Origin of the sequence: Pseudoduganella sp. R-34 (genome assembly GCF_049904655.1) — a bacterium.
Lineage (GTDB): Bacteria > Pseudomonadota > Gammaproteobacteria > Burkholderiales > Burkholderiaceae_D > Rugamonas.
This window is the reverse complement of sequence record NZ_CP184572.1, coordinates 1928169-1943851: the sequence shown is the minus strand read 5'-3', so window position 1 is coordinate 1943851 and position 15683 is coordinate 1928169. Positions and strand designations below refer to the sequence as shown.

General features: G+C 59.7%; 15 protein-coding genes and 2 tRNA genes. 10 read left to right on the top strand and 7 right to left on the bottom strand.

Annotated elements, in window-relative coordinates; translation table 11 throughout:
• Window positions 1-54: 54 nt before the first annotated feature.
• The 3 genes from ACN9MW_RS08900 to ACN9MW_RS08890 form a co-directional block, all read right to left on the bottom strand.
• Window positions 55-145: transfer RNA gene (locus ACN9MW_RS08900), tRNA-Ser, on the bottom strand.
• A 124-nt stretch (window positions 146-269) separates the two neighbouring features.
• A complete protein-coding gene (acs, locus tag ACN9MW_RS08895) occupies window positions 270-2228 on the bottom strand; it encodes an acetate--CoA ligase (protein ID WP_426169951.1) in 1959 nt (652 codons plus the stop codon).
• A 102-nt stretch (window positions 2229-2330) separates the two neighbouring features.
• Complete coding sequence (locus ACN9MW_RS08890) at window positions 2331-3470, bottom strand: acyltransferase family protein (protein ID WP_426169949.1); 1140 nt, start codon at window positions 3468-3470, stop codon at window positions 2331-2333.
• 114 nt (window positions 3471-3584) lie between these two features.
• Here ACN9MW_RS08890 and ACN9MW_RS08885 point away from each other — a divergent pair, with 114 nt between their 5' ends.
• The 4 genes from ACN9MW_RS08885 (at window position 3585) to ACN9MW_RS08870 (ending at window position 6733) form a co-directional block, all read left to right on the top strand.
• Window positions 3585-4193 carry a TIGR00645 family protein gene (locus tag ACN9MW_RS08885; protein ID WP_426169946.1) on the top strand — a complete coding sequence of 203 codons (609 nt, stop codon included), beginning with the start codon at window positions 3585-3587 and terminating at the stop codon, window positions 4191-4193.
• An 18-nt stretch (window positions 4194-4211) separates the two neighbouring features.
• Window positions 4212-5738: a fumarate hydratase gene (locus tag ACN9MW_RS08880; RefSeq protein WP_426169944.1), complete on the top strand. Its 1527-nt coding sequence runs from the start codon at window positions 4212-4214 to the stop codon at window positions 5736-5738.
• Window positions 5739-6575 carry a glutamate racemase gene (gene murI / locus ACN9MW_RS08875; protein WP_426169941.1) on the top strand — a complete coding sequence of 279 codons (837 nt, stop codon included), beginning with the start codon at window positions 5739-5741 and terminating at the stop codon, window positions 6573-6575. It abuts the gene before it with no gap.
• A gap of 82 nt (window positions 6576-6657) precedes the next feature.
• A tRNA-His gene (locus tag ACN9MW_RS08870) sits at window positions 6658-6733 on the top strand.
• A gap of 264 nt (window positions 6734-6997) precedes the next feature.
• Here ACN9MW_RS08870 and ACN9MW_RS08865 read toward each other — a convergent pair.
• The 4 genes from ACN9MW_RS08865 to ACN9MW_RS08850 form a co-directional block, all read right to left on the bottom strand.
• The gene (locus ACN9MW_RS08865) at window positions 6998-7492 is read right to left on the bottom strand and encodes a pilin (RefSeq protein WP_426169938.1); all 495 of its coding nucleotides are present in this window, start codon (window positions 7490-7492) and stop codon (window positions 6998-7000) included.
• Between the two features lie 187 nt (window positions 7493-7679).
• Window positions 7680-8159 carry a pilin gene (locus ACN9MW_RS08860; RefSeq protein WP_426169936.1) on the bottom strand — a complete coding sequence of 160 codons (480 nt, stop codon included), beginning with the start codon at window positions 8157-8159 and terminating at the stop codon, window positions 7680-7682.
• Window positions 8160-8629: 470 nt separating this feature from the next.
• Window positions 8630-9112 carry a pilin gene (locus ACN9MW_RS08855; protein ID WP_426169933.1) on the bottom strand — a complete coding sequence of 161 codons (483 nt, stop codon included), beginning with the start codon at window positions 9110-9112 and terminating at the stop codon, window positions 8630-8632.
• A gap of 645 nt (window positions 9113-9757) precedes the next feature.
• Window positions 9758-10240 carry a pilin gene (locus ACN9MW_RS08850; RefSeq protein ID WP_426169931.1) on the bottom strand — a complete coding sequence of 161 codons (483 nt, stop codon included), beginning with the start codon at window positions 10238-10240 and terminating at the stop codon, window positions 9758-9760.
• A gap of 271 nt (window positions 10241-10511) precedes the next feature.
• Between ACN9MW_RS08850 and ACN9MW_RS08845 the strand changes: the two genes are divergently transcribed.
• From ACN9MW_RS08845 to ACN9MW_RS08820, 6 genes are all read left to right on the top strand, one after another.
• The gene (locus ACN9MW_RS08845) at window positions 10512-10997 is read left to right on the top strand and encodes a tetratricopeptide repeat protein (RefSeq protein ID WP_426169928.1); all 486 of its coding nucleotides are present in this window, start codon (window positions 10512-10514) and stop codon (window positions 10995-10997) included.
• Window positions 10998-11080: 83 nt separating this feature from the next.
• Window positions 11081-12004 carry a protein kinase family protein gene (locus tag ACN9MW_RS08840; RefSeq protein WP_426169925.1) on the top strand — a complete coding sequence of 308 codons (924 nt, stop codon included), beginning with the start codon at window positions 11081-11083 and terminating at the stop codon, window positions 12002-12004.
• Window positions 12005-12024: 20 nt separating this feature from the next.
• A complete protein-coding gene (locus tag ACN9MW_RS08835; protein ID WP_426169922.1) occupies window positions 12025-13002 on the top strand; it encodes a VWA domain-containing protein in 978 nt (325 codons plus the stop codon).
• A 52-nt stretch (window positions 13003-13054) separates the two neighbouring features.
• Window positions 13055-14305, top strand: coding sequence for an adenylosuccinate synthetase (locus ACN9MW_RS08830; RefSeq protein WP_426169919.1), 1251 nt, complete (start codon window positions 13055-13057; stop codon window positions 14303-14305).
• A gap of 37 nt (window positions 14306-14342) precedes the next feature.
• Window positions 14343-15047: an NIPSNAP family protein gene (locus tag ACN9MW_RS08825; RefSeq protein ID WP_426169916.1), complete on the top strand. Its 705-nt coding sequence runs from the start codon at window positions 14343-14345 to the stop codon at window positions 15045-15047.
• 72 nt (window positions 15048-15119) lie between these two features.
• Complete coding sequence (locus tag ACN9MW_RS08820; RefSeq protein WP_426169913.1) at window positions 15120-15560, top strand: hypothetical protein; 441 nt, start codon at window positions 15120-15122, stop codon at window positions 15558-15560.
• Window positions 15561-15683 lie beyond the last annotated feature (123 nt).

Genomic DNA, 15683 nt, shown 5'->3' with positions numbered 1-15683 from the left:
CCCGCCTTGCTCCAGAACGCAAAAAGCCGCCCGAAGGCGGCTTTTATTCATTCTTGGCGGAGAGAGGGGGATTCGAACCCCCGATAGGCTATGAACCTATACACGCTTTCCAGGCGTGCGACTTAAACCACTCATCCATCTCTCCTGCATTCTCACGCTGATCGCGAGAGGCCCGAATTATAGCAGCGTTTCTGGAGAGTGCAAAGGTTTTCTCCTGAAAACCGGTAAACCAGGGTCTGACCCATAGGGTCAGACCCGCCCGTTCAGACTTAGGAGGTTTCTTTCAGTTGCTCGAGGATGGCTGGGTTTTCCAGGGTGCTGACGTCCTGGGTGATGGTTTCGCCTTTGGCCAGGACGCGCAGCAGGCGGCGCATGATCTTGCCGGAGCGGGTCTTCGGCAAGTTGTCACCGAAGCGAATCTCTTTTGGCTTGGCGATCGGGCCGATCTCCTTGCCTACCCAGTTACGCAGCTCGGTGGCGATCTGCTTCGCTTCGTCGCCGGTCGGGCGGGCGCGTTTCAATACCACGAAGGCGCAGATCGATTCGCCGGTGGTTTCGTCCGGCTTGCCGACCACGGCGGCTTCGGCCACCAGCGGGTTGGCGACCAGCGCCGATTCGATCTCCATCGTGCCCATGCGGTGGCCCGACACGTTCAGCACGTCGTCGATACGGCCGGTGATGGTGAAGTAGCCGGTTTCGGCGTTGCGGATTGCGCCGTCGCCTGCCAGGTAGTATTTGCCGCCCAGTTCTTCCGGGAAGTAGCCGGCCTTGAAGCGGTCCGGGTTGCCCCAGATGGTGCGGATCATCGATGGCCATGGGCGCTTGACGACCAGGATGCCGCCGCTGCCGTTCGGTACGTCGTGCCCTGCTTCATCCACGATGGCGGCCATGATGCCTGGCAGAGGCAAGGTGCACGAACCCGGAACCATCGGGGTGGCGCCTGGCAGCGGAGTGATCATGTGGCCGCCGGTTTCGGTCTGCCAGAAGGTGTCGACGATCGGGCACTTCTCGCCGCCGACGTTCTTGTAGTACCACATCCAGGCTTCCGGATTGATCGGCTCACCCACGGTGCCCAGCAGGCGCAGCGAGGAGATGTCGAAGTTCTTTGGATGGACTTTCGGGTCCACGTCGGATGCCTTGATCAGCGAGCGGATCGCAGTCGGTGCGGTATAGAAGATGTTGACCTTGTGCTTGGCGATGGTTTCCCAGAAGCGGCCGGCGTGCGGGAAGGTCGGGATGCCTTCGAATACAACCTGGGTCGCGCCGACGGCGGTCGGGCCGTAAGCGATATAGGTGTGGCCGGTGACCCAGCCGATATCGGCGGTGCACCAGTACACGTCTTCCGGCTTGATGTCGAAGGACCACTTCATGGTAAGCGCTGCCCACAGCAGGTAGCCGCCGGTCGAGTGCTGCACGCCTTTCGGGGTGCCGGTGGAGCCGGATGTGTACAGGATGAACAGTGGATGCTCCGCTTCCACCCATTCAGGTTCGCAGGTTGCGGCCTCGCCCTCGACCAGGTCATGCAGCCAGATGTCGCGGCCTTCGGTCCAGGCGATATTGCCGCCGGTGCGCTTGTACACCACCACATTCCTGATGGTGTCGCAGCCGCCCATGGCCAGCGCCTCGTCGACGATGGCTTTCAACGGCAGCTGTTTGCCGCCGCGCAGTTGCTCGTCGCAGGTCAGCACGGCCACGGCGCCAGCGTCGATGATGCGCTCTTGCAGCGACTTGGCGGAGAAGCCGCCGAACACCACGGAGTGCGTAGCGCCGATACGGGCGCAGGCCTGCATGGCAGCCACGCCTTCGACCGACATCGACATGTAGATCACGACGCGATCGCCCTTCTTGATGCCGCGCGCTTTCAGGCCGTTGGCGATCTTGCAGGTCTTGTCGTGAAGTTGCTGGTAGCTGACGCGGGTCACCTGGCCGTCGTCGGCTTCGAAGATGATCGCGGTCTTGTCGCCCAGGCCGTTCTTGATATTGCGGTCCAGGCAGTTGTAGGAGACATTCAGCTTGCCGTCTTCGAACCATTTGTAGAATGGGGCGTTGTCTTCGTTCAGCGTGCGGGTGAAGGGCGTTTGCCATTCCACGTGCTCGCGCGCCAGTCGCGCCCAGAAGCCTTCGTAGTCGCGCTCCGCTTCGTCGCACAGCGCCTTGTATGCGTCCATGCCCGATACGGCAGCCTTTTCGACAAATGCCGCTGGCGGCGCGAAAATACGCGATTCCATTGGTCCCTGTTGGTCTGCGCCCTGGTTGGTCATGCTTGTCTCCGGTTAGTGATGGTTTGCTTGCAACAATAGAGCTTGTCGCTTACTGCGCCCTTACATTTTTCAAGGCGCTACTTTTGCCATTTTAATCACATCCTGCCCCTCTGGTACAGGCGGCGCTGGCAGCGCGCGGTCGACCAGCAATACCAGTTTGCGCCGCGCCCATCCGCCCAACTGCCGCTCCAGCAACCAGTGCGAAGCCGAAGCAAGCGGAATCGCCAGCAACAGCGCGAGATAGACCTCATTCCAGCTTCGGGTGTGCAGGTAGTGCTGGTCCAGCCAGCGGGTCAAGACCACTTGGCCAAGAAAATGAGTGAGGTACATCGAGTAGGAGACGTTGCCGACCCACTGCAACCAGCGCGGCGTGCGCAAGGTCACCGTTTTGCTGGCGATGGCCAGCACCAGCAGCATCAGTGCCAGCGGCCAACCCCACCCTGCCGGCCCGTGAAATCCGCCCACGCCGGACCAGCCCCACCACAGCACGAAGCCTGCGCTGCAAGCCACGGCTTGCCAGGCCAGCGCCGCATTGGGGAAGCGGATGCCAGGGTTCAGGTAAAGCAAGCCGATCCCCATGCCGGCCACGAATTCCCAGATGATCGGGTTGGTCACCAGGTGCAGGTAAGGAGTGTCGAACATCAGGTACTGGCGCACGTCCAGCGTCGGCCCGCCTGCCGCCAAGGGCAGCAAGATCAGCGTCAGCACCATCCAGCTTGCCAGCGCTAGCCAGCGCAAGCGCCCTGCCAGCAAGCTGGCGCCAAACACCAGGTAAAAGTACATCTCGAACGCCAGCGTCCACGCCAGCGGGAACACCAGGCCAAAGAACGGGGCATCCTGCGCCGTCACCGGGCGCAAGGTCAATGATTGGAACAGTGCCTGCAGGTGTTCCGCATCCTGGAAGAACCACAGGCCATCGCGCTTGATGAAGATCCAGGCGAGCGTCACCACCACATAGGCCGGCCAGATGCGCGCAAAACGCTTGGCCGCGAACAGCGCCGCATCGCGCGGGCCGCCTGCGCCTTGGGTGGTGTAGACCATGATAAAGCCGCTAAGCAGGAAAAACAGGTCTACGCCCATCGCCCCTGGCAAAAACAGCGCGGTGGCCAATCCTTCATTCGGCGTACCGTCCAGGAAAAAGCGGCCATGTGTCAGGACCACCAGCAGCACGGCGAACCCGCGCAGGCCCTGCACCCAATCGAGCTTCATAATCTTCAGGCAAATTAGACAAAACGGCAATGTAGCACAGCCGCCCCGCTACCACGCCACCGTTGCGAGTGTAGAATATCGGCTGTTTTTCAAACGCTCCACCAATATCCCCAGATGACCGAACCTCAGAACTCCAACGGCAAACGCCTTAGCCCTATCCCCGCCTTTATCTTCATGTCCCGCTGGTTGCAGCTGCCGCTGTACCTGGGCCTGATCCTGGCGCAGTGCGTCTATGTGTTCCATTTCTGGGTCGAACTGAAGGACCTGATCGGCGCGGCGCTGGGCGACGCCCATTCGCTGGAGCACATTATCGCCGTGACCTTCCACGGGGCTGAAGGCGCTCCCACCAAGCTGACCGAAACCGTGATCATGCTGGTGGTGCTGGGCCTGATCGACGTGGTCATGATCTCCAACCTGCTGATCATGGTGATCGTGGGCGGCTATGAAACTTTCGTCTCGCGCATGCACCTGGAAGACCACCCGGACCAGCCGGAATGGCTGTCGCACGTGAACGCCTCCGTGCTGAAGACCAAGTTGGCGATGGCGATCATCGGCATCTCCTCGATCCACCTGCTGAAGACTTTCATCAACGCGAAAGACTACGAGCCCAAGGTCCTGATCGCGCAAACCGTGATCCATATCGCATTCCTGCTGTCCGCAATGGCGATTGCGTACACCGATCGCATCACCACCCTGACGCACAACGATTCCAAGCACCACTAATTAGCCAACGAGCCAATCATGACCATCATCAAGCAAGACGACCTGATCGAATCTGTTGCCGCCGCGCTGCAGTACATCAGCTACTACCACCCTGCCGATTACATCCAGCACCTGGCGCGCGCGTACGAAGCCGAACAAAGCCCGGCCGCGAAAGATGCGATCGCCCAGATCCTGACCAACTCCCGCATGTGCGCGGAAGGCAAGCGTCCGATCTGCCAGGATACCGGCATGGTGAACGTCTTCCTGAAGATCGGCATGGGCGTGCGCTTTGAAGGCTTCAAGGGCACCGTGACGGACGCCGTCAACGAAGGCGTGCGCCGCGCGTACAACTTCTCCGACAACAAGCTGCGCGCGTCCATCGTGGCCGACCCGCACTTCGAGCGCAAGAACACCAAGGACAACACCCCGGCCGTGGTCCATATGGAACTGGTGGAAGGCAACACCGTGGAAGTAGCCGTTGCGGCCAAAGGCGGCGGCTCCGAGAACAAGACCAAGTTCGTCATGCTGAACCCTTCCGACTCGCTGGTCGACTGGGTGCTGAAGACCGTGCCGCTGATGGGCGCCGGCTGGTGCCCGCCAGGCATGCTGGGCATCGGTATCGGCGGCTCCGCCGAAAAAGCCATGCTGCTGGCCAAAGAGTCGCTGATGGAAGACATCGACATGTTCGAGCTGAAAAAGCGCGGCCCGCAGAACAAGCTGGAAGAACTGCGTATCGAACTGTGCGACAAGATCAATGCCTTGGGCATCGGCGCACAAGGCCTGGGCGGCCTGACAACCGTGCTGGACGTGAAGATCAATATGTACCCGACCCACGCTGCATCCAAGCCGGTCGCCATGATCCCGAACTGCGCGGCTACCCGCCACGCGCACTTCGTGCTGGATGGTTCCGGCCCGGCCTACATCGAGCCGCCAAAGCTGTCCGACTGGCCTGATGTCACCTGGGCTGCCGACACCGAAAAATCCAAGCGCGTCGACCTGAACACCCTGACCAAGGAAGAAGTGGCCTCCTGGAAGCCGGGCCAGACCCTGCTCCTGAACGGCAAGATGCTGACCGGCCGCGATGCCGCCCACAAGCGCATCCAGGACATGCTGGCCAAGGGCGAGCAACTGCCGGTGGACTTCACCAACCGCGTGATCTACTACGTTGGCCCGGTTGATCCAGTGCGCGAAGAAGTTGTTGGCCCTGCCGGCCCGACGACCGCAACCCGCATGGACAAGTTCACCGACATGATGCTGGAGAAAACCGGCCTGATCTCCATGGTCGGCAAGGCGGAACGCGGCCCAACCGCGATCGAATCGATCCAGAAGCACAAGTCGGCATACCTGATGGCCGTCGGCGGCGCTGCTTACCTGGTGTCGAAGGCGATCAAGGGCGCCAAGGTGGTCGGCTTCGAAGACCTGGGCATGGAAGCGATCTATGAATTCGACGTGGTCGACATGCCTGTCACCGTGGCCGTCGACTCCACGGGCACTTCCGTGCACAACACCGGCCCGAAAGAGTGGCAGGTGAAGATCGAGTCCCTGAAGGCGGCGCAGCCAGCATAAATGATTCATCCGATCCCCTCCTCCGCCGACGCGCCGATCGGGGTCTTTGACTCCGGCGTCGGAGGGCTCTCCGTGCTGCGCCATATCCACGCGCAGCTGCCGCACGAGCACGTGCTGTACTTCGCCGACTCCGCCTTTGCCCCCTACGGCGCCAAGACGAACGAATGGCTGGTGCAGCGTGCCATTGCTGTGACCGCCTTCTTGCTCGATAAGGGCGCCAAGGCGCTGGTGGTGGCCTGCAATACCGCCACCGTGGCTGCCATCAAGGCGGTGCGCGCTGCCTATCCTTCGCTGCCTGTGGTTGGCGTGGAACCGGGTCTCAAGCCCGGCGCCGCGGCCACCCGCAATGGCACGGTCGCCGTCCTGGCAACGGCAAGCACGCTGCGCGGCGAGAAGTTCCTGGCCTTGCGCGAACAGATCTCGAGCTCAAACGGTACGCGCTTCCTGCTGCAGCCCTGCATCGGACTGGTAGAGCGCATCGAACAGGGCGATTTGACCGGTGACGAAACAGCAGCCATGCTGAAGGGCTATGTGGACCCGCTGCTGGAGCAAGGCGCCGATACGCTGGTCCTCGGCTGCACGCACTACCCGTTCGTGCGGGACGCCATCGCGCAGCTTGTTGCGGCACGCGGCGACGCCGCGACGGTCACGCTGATCGACACCGGCGACGCCGTAGCCCGCCAACTGGCACGACTGCTGGAAGGCGCAGGCCTGCTGCGCCCTGGCGGCACGCCAGCCCACCTGCATGGCTACACCAGCGGCAACGCAGAGGCGCTGCAGCAGCAGTTTGCCAGCCTGCTCGGACTGCACCCTCAGGTCGATTCCGTGATCGTTTGAAATATATTTGCCAGATTATCGGAGTCCCTATATAATCTCGGCTCTGTCGCGCTATGGTGCGATGGAAAAGAAGTTTTCAGTGGTGGCTGTAGCTCAGTTGGTAGAGTCCAGGATTGTGATTCCTGTTGTCGTGGGTTCGAGCCCCATCAGCCACCCCAATTTACTTGGTTGAAAACACAAAGTTGGAATCTTCCAGCGAGTGACAAAAATAGCCGCCTTAGCGGCTTTTTTTTCGTCCATCCGCTTTACGCTTCGTCCATGTTTGCAGCCCTCGCCCAGTTCGAGCGGAATCAGCTGACAGAACGAATGCATGCCGGACCATCGAGTGTAAGCCGAAATCCATCTTATGCTTTAGCGTCGCGATCGTACAAAAAAATGCCCGCAAAAGCGGGCATTTGGTTGGAATCGAAATTATTCTGAGATTACAGAAGAGCGGCAGCAGTAGTTTGGCGGCAGTTTGCCGGTACGTATTTGAATTTATCTGCCGAATCCACGCTACAAGCCCAGGTCAGTTGGTGGGTTGGAATAGTGCCTTGGGTTAGCGGGGTCCCAACAGCACCATTGGCGCCTGCGCCATCAAATGGAGTCAAGGTGATCGTCAAATCACCGGCTTTTGCGGTCGTCTTGACAGTAATCACGCCGGCAGCGTTGACGGCAAGTACAAGTACAATGTTCTGCGTCGCTTGACCTACATTAAGAGGCGTCGCAAACGGAGTGCCATTGGCAGCGTTGTCGGATACGGCAATTTTAGCGGCGTCAGCAGCAGCAATTGCTTCCGTCACCCGAGAACGAACGGCGTAGTCTTGATATGCGGGCAAGGCGAGTGCCGCCAGAATACCGATGATCGCCACGACGATCATCAGTTCGATCAAGGTAAAACCCTGCTGTACTTGCTTTCTGTATTGTGCGAATTTCATATTTTTCCGGCTGAGTATTAAAAACGAGAGCACTCGAAGTTTCACTTCACACAAAATATTGAGCAATGAGCGTGCCAGGGCCCGGGCGCATAAAAAATGCCCGCAAGAAGCGGGCATTTTTTTAACGGACCAAAGGATAACAAATCTGACAGCCCGACTGGGAAACCTGGCCGGAATGCCTGGTTAATTAAAGCAGTGCGGCAGCAGTGGTTTGGCGGCAGTTTGCCGGTACGTATTTAAATACGTCCGCCGAGTTCACGCTGCAAGCCCACACGATCTGGTTAGCTGGAGGCGTACCCGCGGTCAGCGCGGTGCCAACTGCACCGTCAAACGGGGTCATCTTAATCGTAACAGAACCTGCGCGGGCGGTGGTCACGACGGTGATAACGCCGTTAGCGTCGATGGCAGGTACAGTTGCAATATTCTGAGTGGTTTGGCCGGCGTTGAAACCGGTCGCGAATGCAGTACCGTTAGCAGCGTTGTCCGCTACGGTAACTTTAGCCGCATCAGCGGCAACGATTGCTTCTGACACGCGGGAACGAACGGTGTAGTCCTGGTATGCAGGCAGTGCTACAGCCGCCAGGATACCAATGATCGCCACGACGATCATCAGTTCGATCAGAGTAAAACCTTGCTGTGCTTGCTTTTTATACTGTGCGAATTTCATGATTGTCTCCTGTTGAGGGGTCAAGAGCCACACTGGCCCAAAAGTCTTACTGCACACGGCATATCGAGCAATCAGCGTACCAAGACAAATGGACAATGTTTCTGCCATTTTTTGGCGAGATTCAGGCATTTGGAGTTCCGTGGCGCAGGTAAATGCTATGCCACCAATTTGGCGTGGCACGACAACCGGCGTGTCATGGGCGTTGGCATGGTCCTGGGTTGTGCCATGTTTGCCACCAGGCCAAGCTTCAAACTGATCATTGGGCTGCGGAGACACATATCAGGTATCCCCGGATCATCTAGCAGGCCACACAGATCTCATCAGGGGGCGCCGTCAGCACAGAGCGCAGAGCCTGCACTGTTGAGGGCATAAATAAAATGCCCGCAAAAAGCGAGCATTTTTTGTGGTCGGGCCAGAAAATATTGAATTTGACAGCCCGACCGGCAAAGCCTGCTGAAATGCTTTGCCAATTACAGCAGAGCAGTAGCAGCAGCTTGGCGGCAGTTTGCTGGCACGTACTTAAATTTTGCGGCCGCACTCACGCTGCAGGCCCACACGATTTGGTTGGCTGGAGGAGTACCTGCAACCAGCGCAGTACCGACAGCGCCATCAAACGGGGTCATTTTGATCGTCAGATCACCTGCGCGAGTAGTAGTCACGACGGTAATAACGCCGGTTGCTGTGGTGACGACAGGTGGAGTTGCAATGTTTTGCGTTGCGACACCTGGATTCAGGCCGGTGGCAAACGGAGTGCCGTTGGAAGCGTTGTCGGCGACGGTAATCTTAGCGGCATCTGCAGCAACAATGGCTTCCGATACGCGGGAGCGAACGGTGTAGTCCTGGTATGCGGGCAGTGCTACAGCCGCCAGGATACCAATGATTGCCACAACGATCATCAGTTCGATCAGGGTAAAACCTTGCTGTGCTTGCTTTTTATACTGCGCGAATTTCATTTTCTTTCCTGTTGAGTGTTAAGAGCCAAACTGGCTCAAAGTATTGCTGCGCTTGCATACTATACAATAATCGTGCCAAGGCAACATGATGGTGTTTTTGCCATTCTTTGGCAATAATTTCATGTCTCGAGCAAATGGCGCACGTAATTAGTGTGCCATTATTCGCATCCTGCACGACAGCCAGCTGATGACAAGGGTTTTGACACAGCATTCAGGTGTGCCATAGTGGCTTACTACCTCAGCCACCTCTTCGCTATTCGAGAGAAATGTTTGCTGGCAACTACAGATGAAGAATGAACGTTTTGGCGCAGATTCGCCATTGGATGCCGAAAATACGATACGCGACAGGAAGTAAAAGAACGAGGAAGACGATTCCTCTGGTGCCAACGGCATCAAAAGTGCCAGCACACTCTAGCTGGCGCTGCCCCGCCACGGTGCCAAGGCGGTGGCGATCAAGACGGAAGGGCAGCAGACGGCGCTGATCGACACGGTCCTTGTATTAAATTGCAAAAAATGCCTTGCAAAAGGGAGGCGTCCATATGCCGTCCATGCTCGACGCCCCCATGAAAAATGCCCGCGAAAAGCGGGCATTTTTAGTCATCTGGGTAGAGGATAATAAATCCTCATAGACCGATGTTTCGCTGATTACAGCAGAGCAGTAGCAGCAGCTTGGCGGCAGTTTGCTGGCACGTATTTAAATTTAGGAGCCGAATCGACGCTGCAAGCCCACACGATTTGGTTGGCTGGAGGAGTGCCTGCAACCAGGGCGGTACCGACAGCGCCGTCAAACGGGGTCATTTTGATCGTCAGATCGCCTGCACGAGTAGTAGTCACGACGGTAATAACGCCGGTTGCTGCGGTGATGGCAGGTGGAGTTGCAATGTTTTGCGTTGCGACACCTGGATTCAGGCCGGTGGCAAACGGAGTGCCGTTGGAAGCGTTGTCGGCGACGGTAATCTTAGCGGCATCTGCAGCAACAATGGCTTCCGATACGCGGGAGCGAACGGTGTAGTCCTGGTATGCTGGCAGTGCTACAGCCGCCAGGATACCGATGATTGCCACAACGATCATCAGTTCGATCAGGGTGAAACCTTGTTGCGCTTGCTTCTTATATTGTGCGAATTTCATATTCTCTCCTATTGAGTGTTGAGAGCCACTTTGGCTCAAAGTTTTTGCTGCACACCGCATATCAAGCAATGAGCGTGCCAGGGGAGTTTAGGCGATGTTTTGGTCATTTTTTGGCAATACTTCTGGTATCCGACGCCTGTGGCGCAGGCAAATGCCGTGCCAACATGTGGCAACCAGCGTATCATTAGAGCTTGGCACGGCCATTTGGTGTGCCATGATATCCTGAGTTTCGTCTGCAACGTTCGCTGGCAAACCTGACTAAAGATGAGGAATGAATCAACAAATCAAAATTAGCACCGCAATCACGTTGACGGGCTGGAGCAAGCGCACTTTTTGGCGCAGATTTGCTGATGGTTCGGTGGAACGGGGTGCCGAACACGTGAAAGTAAACGAAATATCGACAGTTGTGCTCGATTCGATACTTCCACACCTGTCAGTAACGCTCACCGCCGAGGACTTGCAACTTGTACTGGAAGCAGACGCAGGACACCCGCTGGCGCAGTGCGATCTGGCCCTATTGTTTCGTGGCTTAGAGAAGCACAAGGAGGCGTTGTACTGGCTTGAACTCGCGATCAAGCAGGGCGATGTGAGCGCTATGCACTGGATGGGCCGGTCTTATGTTGAGGGCACAGGTGTTCTCAAGGATGAATATATCGGATTGATGTGGATTGCGAAGGCTGCAGCTGGCGGCCACGCAGTATCGCAGGCCCAAGTTTCCGGCTTGATTAATGGCGCAATTGCAAAGCGCAGCGAGTGACACCACCGTCCCTGCATGGGTCCCAGGTTGTGATTTAGCATTTCTGAAATATAATTAATTTCAGACAACTTGCCAGGAATCGCGTGGACTTCCAGTCTTTGAATTGCCCCCAGTGTGGCGGCATACTCCCGCGCCAGGCGATCTGGCGCACCGTCGCCTGCCCGTATTGCGACGCCACCGTCACCCGCTCCGATTCCATCGTCGACGTGGCGCGCTATCACGAAGCGCTCCATCGCTTCCAGAACGACCCGGCCGGCCAGGATGTCCGCTGCGGCGAACGGCGCTACCGCACCATCCGCCACTTATATATAGGCGCCAGCGCGCGCGTCATGCTGGCTCGGCGCTGCGGGCGGCTGGGCGAACACGTGGTGCTGAAATACGCCGACGCGGTCAAGCTGGGGCGCGAGCGCGACATCCTGCGCCAACTGCAGGCGGACACCTCGCCGGGCTCCGCATATTTCTCGCAGCGCCTGCCCGAGTCGGTCGCACTGGGCCCGGACGGCAATGGCGGCACGGTACACGTACTGCGCCATCCACCGGGCTATTGGGGCAGCCTGGCCGAAGTCCACCGGCTTAATGGAACCGGTCTTGATGCGCGCCATGTGGTCTGGATGTGGCGCCGCGTACTTGAAGCGCTGGCGCACGTGCACAGCATCGGCTGGAGCCACGGCGCGGTGAGCCTGGAACATATGCTGGTGCACCCTGCCGACCATGGCGTGTTCATGATCGGCTGGTCAGGCGCGAAGCGGGCTGGCGACCAGTCGCGCGACTTGGTGCAGTCGGCGTGGAGCATGCGCGCCCTTCTCGCCGGCCAGCGTGCTGGAGACGACGCGCCAGCCTTGCCAGCGTCGGTACCGGCGCCATTGGCGCAGCTGCTGCAGCGCGCCTGTTCCGACGCCAGATGGTTGCGGGCGCAAGGCGCAGCAGGCTTGCACTACGAAGTCACCAGCGCAGCGGCAGCCGCTTTCGGCCCGCCGCGCTTCCTGCATTTTCACCCAACACCCTAAACGTATCCAAAGGAGCCAAATTGGGACACGGTAACTACTCCTTCGCAGCCCACGCTGCCCTGGTCGCCGATCGCGCATCCGCGTCGCGCACCGAAGTATTCCAGCAACGGGCCTGCCATCCCCTGATGAACCCCAAGGGCATCAAGATGCGCGAGTCGCGCGATAATCCCGATCATCCGAATTCGCTGGGCATTGTGTTCGCGCTCGACGTCACCGGTTCGATGGGCGACATCCCGCAGCAGCTGGCGACGAAAGAGCTGCCGACCTTCATGCGCTTACTGATGGCTTGCGGCGTCCCGGACCCGCAAATCCAGTTCATGGCAATCGGCGATGCGGTATCCGACCATGCGCCTCTGCAGGTCGGCCAGTTCGAATCGACCGCGGAATTGATGGACCAGTGGCTGACCTGGAGCTATATCGAAGGCGGCGGGGGCGGCTCGGGCGAGGAGAGCTATGAACTGGCCTTCTACATGGCGGCCCAGCACACCGACCTCGATTGCTGGGCCAAGCGCCGCAAGAAAGGCTACTTGTTCCTGACCGGCGATGAACTGCCCTACCCTGCGGTGTCGCGCCACCAGGTCGAAGCACTGGTCGGCGACCGCCTTGACCAGGACTTGCCGATCGAAGAGGTGATCGCAGCCGCTTCCGAGACTTTCCACTTGTTCTTCCTGATTCCCGACCTGCAGCGCCGCCAGCGATGCGAAGCGCGCTGGCGCGAGCTGCTGGGCGACCATGTGATCTGCATGGAAGCGCCGCAAGATGCCTGCGCAGTTGCCGCCTCCATCGTGGCCCTGACCGAAGGCGCGTTGCCGAAGCTGGACTCCTTGCCAGGCGTTCTGTCCGGCGAAGGCATTGACGGCGGCCGCGTGTCCGCTATCGTCCGCGCCTTGCGCCCGTATGCAGCCCTGCTGGATAAGGGCACGGCGCATGACTTTCCGGTGTCGTCGCCGGCCGTGGCGCTTGGCGAACGTCCTTGGTGGAGGCGTCTGTTTGGTTGAGGGCAGGATTGTATCGGTCATCGGACTAGCCTTTGGCGACTGCGGCAAAGGCTTGTTCACGGATTACCTTTGCCGTGCCAGGTCAGCGCACACGGTAGTTCGCTTCAACGGCGGCGCGCAGGCCGGGCATAACGTAGTCTTGCCTGACGGCCGCCATCACACCTTCTCCCAGTTCGGCGCCGGCACGTTCAATCCCGGCGTTGCGACCGTCTTGTCCGCGCCAGTCGTGGTCCATCCGACCGCGTTGCTGGTCGAGGAAAACTACCTGCAGCGCGCGGGCATCGGCGATGCGCTGGACCGCCTGCTCATCGATGCCCGCTGCCTCGTCACCACGCCATACCACGAGGCAGCCGGCCGCCTGCGCGAACGCGCGCGCGGCGCTGCGGCACACGGAAGCTGTGGTGTAGGCTTCGGCGAAACGGTGGGCCATGCACTGGCCCAGCCCGAACAGGCGATTCGCTATGGCGACTTGCTGCATCACTCACGCGTCCGCAACAAGCTGGAAGCCATGCGCCACTACCTGCGCGCTGCGCTGCCCGCCCGCGCGGCGGCGCTGGACCGTCAAGACGCGGCAATCCTGGATGATCCAGGTTTCGGGCTGCTGTGGCTCGAACACGTACAACGCCTTATCGCCAAGGTAGCGCCCTTCGCGCCCGAACAGGTCGCCGCACAACTAGCGCGTCCCGGCTGCATTGTGATGGAAGGCGCCCAGGGAATGCTGCTCGATGAATGGCATGGCTTCCATCCGCATACGACATGGAGCAGCACCGGCCCCGTTGCCGCCGAAGCCGCTCTGGCTGGCTACGGCGTCTCTGAACGCATCAGGCATTTCGGAGCAATGCGCAGCTACCTCACCCGCCACGGCCAAGGTCCCATGCCGACCGAAGACCAGGCGTTGCAAGCCCTGGCAGAACCGCATAACGCCGATAGCGGCTGGCAAGGCAGCTTCCGCCGCGGTCATCCAGACGCCGTCCTGCTGCGCTACGCGCTTGCCGCCGCCGGCCGCATCGAAGGCTTGCTGGTCAGCCACCTCGACGCTTTCCGGGGCGGGGCCGAACTGCGCTGGGCCCACAGCTACCAGCTGCACGGCCGTGAAATCCGCGACCTCCCCCTCTCCGGCCAGCCCGACCTGGCTCACCAGGAAACGCTGTGCGGGCAGCTGCGCGCTGCGAGCCCCAACTACGCCGACACGCTCATCGCCAACGCCGACGCATTCGTCGATGAACTGCAAAGCCTCACAAACCTGCCCGTCGTTATCGGCTCGCACGGCCCGACCTGGCAACACATTCAATTTAGAAAATAGGGCGCATTCCGACCGCATTGCCGCCTAAGCTGGCGGCATGGATACCTACCCCGTCATTGAATTCCGCCGCTACACGACTGTAGAAGGCGCGCAGGCAGCGTTCTCTCGCTATTTCGAAACCCTTTTCCCGGAAGCCTTCCAGCAGCTGGGCGCGCTGGCGCTCGGCCAGTTCACCGAGCGCGGCAACCCGAACAGCTTCCTCTGGATGCGCGGCTTCACCAGTTGGGAGCAGCGCGCCGCGGTCAACGCCGCGTTTTACTACGGCCCGGTGTGGAAGGAGCACAAAGCCACGCTGAACGGGCTGATGACCGACAGCGACAACGTGCTGCTGCTACGCCCTTTGCGCCCTGGCAGCGGCGTGCCCGTCATGCCCGCCGTCGATCCGGTGCTGGAAACCGAAGGCGCACAGGGCGAAGCGGTGGCGGTCCTCTGTACGGTGAAGCCCGGCCAGCTGGAGCGCTTTGCCGCACTGGCAGCGCCGGCCTTCGCGGCCTGGCGCGATGCCGGCTGGCGCGACGCCGGCACCCTGGTCACGCTCGACATGCCGAACAACTTCCCGCAATTGCCGGTGCGCGGCGATGGCCCGCACCTGGTCTGGCTGGGCAGCGCTGCGGCGGGCTGCCAGCCGCCAGCGCTGGAAGCACTCCCTGACACCGCCCACGACCTGCTGCGCGAAGCGCCCGAACGCATCCTGCTGCGGCCGACGCATCGATCGCGCTTGCGTTACCACACAAAAATTTAGGCGGCATCTGTTGTGCTACAGCATTTGTTTTGGGGATAGAATATCGAGAACGTTGCGAATATGGAAGAAGTCATGTCTGAGTTGAAAGAACTATCCACTTACAGCAAGGACACCCCGGTTGGCCTGCCTGCCATTGGCGGGCGCGCCGGCGTGTTCGTTCCGACCGACCTGTTCGACCTCGCGAATTCCACCACCATCCGCAAGGGTGCCGGCATTGTCGGCTTCGGCAATCCCGACGGCTCATTGACCATCTACTTCGAGGCCAACCGCTTTGACGAATCCTCCCTGCACAAATGGGAAAACAAGGCGCGCAAGGCATACGATCGCATGGTCGCCGTGGCGCCGACCGTTTCCAAAGCCAAGATGGATGCCCGGTTCCTGGAGCAGGTTGGCTATATCGACGGCGCCGGCATTACGCTGAAGGAGCCGGACCGCCTGAACGACTGGCTGAACCTGTCCAACGCCCTGGATACTGCGCCGGAGGCGCCTGTCGTGTTATGGGGTAAAAAATAGCGGACGAGCAATAGTCCTACAAAGGCATCGGCAGCTCTCCGATGCCTTTTTTGTTTGCACTTGATTAAGATGAGATCATAATCTTAGGCAGGAGCATCCCATGTCCCACCATCCATTTGCCAG

Bases quoted from the DNA above. Each gene is read 5' to 3' on its own strand.
- ACN9MW_RS08820 (WP_426169913.1), top strand. From the start codon at position 15,120: ATGTCTGAGTTGAAAGAACTATCCACTTACAGCAAGGACACCCCGGTT.
- ACN9MW_RS08860 (WP_426169936.1), bottom strand. From the start codon at position 8,159: ATGAAATTCGCACAGTATAAAAAGCAAGCACAGCAAGGTTTTACTCTG.
- acs (WP_426169951.1), bottom strand. From the start codon at position 2,228: ATGGAATCGCGTATTTTCGCGCCGCCAGCGGCATTTGTCGAAAAGGCT.
- ACN9MW_RS08855 (WP_426169933.1), bottom strand. From the start codon at position 9,112: ATGAAATTCGCGCAGTATAAAAAGCAAGCACAGCAAGGTTTTACCCTG.
- ACN9MW_RS08850 (WP_426169931.1), bottom strand. From the start codon at position 10,240: ATGAAATTCGCACAATATAAGAAGCAAGCGCAACAAGGTTTCACCCTG.
- ACN9MW_RS08885 (WP_426169946.1), top strand. From the start codon at position 3,585: ATGACCGAACCTCAGAACTCCAACGGCAAACGCCTTAGCCCTATCCCC.
- ACN9MW_RS08845 (WP_426169928.1), top strand. From the start codon at position 10,512: ATGAATCAACAAATCAAAATTAGCACCGCAATCACGTTGACGGGCTGG.
- murI (WP_426169941.1), top strand. From the start codon at position 5,739: ATGATTCATCCGATCCCCTCCTCCGCCGACGCGCCGATCGGGGTCTTT.
- ACN9MW_RS08865 (WP_426169938.1), bottom strand. From the start codon at position 7,492: ATGAAATTCGCACAATACAGAAAGCAAGTACAGCAGGGTTTTACCTTG.
- ACN9MW_RS08880 (WP_426169944.1), top strand. From the start codon at position 4,212: ATGACCATCATCAAGCAAGACGACCTGATCGAATCTGTTGCCGCCGCG.
- ACN9MW_RS08825 (WP_426169916.1), top strand. From the start codon at position 14,343: ATGGATACCTACCCCGTCATTGAATTCCGCCGCTACACGACTGTAGAA.
- ACN9MW_RS08890 (WP_426169949.1), bottom strand. From the start codon at position 3,470: ATGAAGCTCGATTGGGTGCAGGGCCTGCGCGGGTTCGCCGTGCTGCTG.